Annotated in this window: 1 protein-coding gene; it reads left to right on the top strand. The window is 43.5% G+C overall.

The genetic code is table 11. The features are described from left to right. Positions 1-1,164, top strand: a 1,164-nt coding sequence (locus tag Q8907_17095; GenBank protein ID MDP4275987.1) for a hypothetical protein, incomplete at both ends; no start/stop codon positions are given.

The following is a 1,164-nucleotide window of genomic DNA, read 5'->3' as shown; positions in this document are numbered from 1 at the left end:
TTTTGCCCAGCCTATTGACAGGAAAGCTTTGGTAGAACGCCATAAGGTCGTTGTTGAAAAATTTGATTCGCTGACTTCGTTGACCGTGGGTAACGGGGAATTTGCCTTTACGGTGGATGCCACCGGTTTGCAGACTTTCCCCGAATTTTATGAAAAAGGCATATGCCTGGGTACCCAATCGCAATGGGGATGGCATAGTTTCTCAAACTTAAAAAACTACCGCCTCGAAGAGTCCTATAAAGAATATGATTTTCATGGGAGAAAGATAAAATATTTATCACAGCTGAAAGAACCAGCTCATGCTAAAGAATCCGGTGATTATTTCCGGGTAAATCCCCACCGTCTGCATTTGGGCTGTATTGGCCTGGAACTCATAAATTCAGACGGTTCAAAGGTAAAAATGTCTGATATTTCAAATATCCATGAGGTGCTCAACCCCTGGAACGGAGAAATTCACAGCACTTTTCTGATTAAGGGCAAGCCTGTGGAGGTGGCAACTTATTGTCATCAGAATAAAGATATGGTGGCTGCAAAAGTTCATTCCCCATTAATTAAAGAAGGGCTTTTAAAAATTAATTTCCGTTTTCCTTATCCAACGGGCGGGCATGTTGATTCGGGATGCGATTGGAACCATCCCGGAAAGCATGGTTCACGCTTGACTTTAATTCCCGCCGGGGCAATTATAAGTCGTTCACTGGATACAACCGTATATTATGCAAAGATTGAATGGAGCGGAAAGGCGACCATCAGAGAAAAGGCAAAGCATTATTTTGTCCTTTCCCCATCGAAAAACCAGGATGAAATTACTTTTTCCTGTTTGTTCTCGCCTGGCAAGCCTGTAGCAAAAAATCCGGGTTTTATCGAAACTGCCCAAAATAACCATGAAGTATGGAAGAAATATTGGACAACCGGAGGGGCTGTTGATTTTTCAGGAAGTACAGATGAACGTGCCCCCGAGCTTGAACGCCGGATTATTTTATCCCAGTATCTATTGAGGATTCAATGTGCCGGATCTGTTCCTCCTCAGGAAACAGGCCTGACCTGCAACAGCTGGTACGGGAAATTCCATCTGGAGATGCACTGGTGGCATGAAGCACATTTTGCCCTTTGGAACCATATTGAGTTTCTCGAAAAAAGCATGGCTTGGTATAAAAAAATTCTCCC

The sequence above is a fragment of the Bacteroidota bacterium genome, assembly GCA_030706565.1.
Taxonomy (GTDB): Bacteria; Bacteroidota; Bacteroidia; order Bacteroidales; family JAUZOH01; genus JAUZOH01.
The sequence above is the reverse complement of the archived record's forward strand: the minus strand, read 5'-3'. Positions and strand labels throughout refer to the sequence as shown.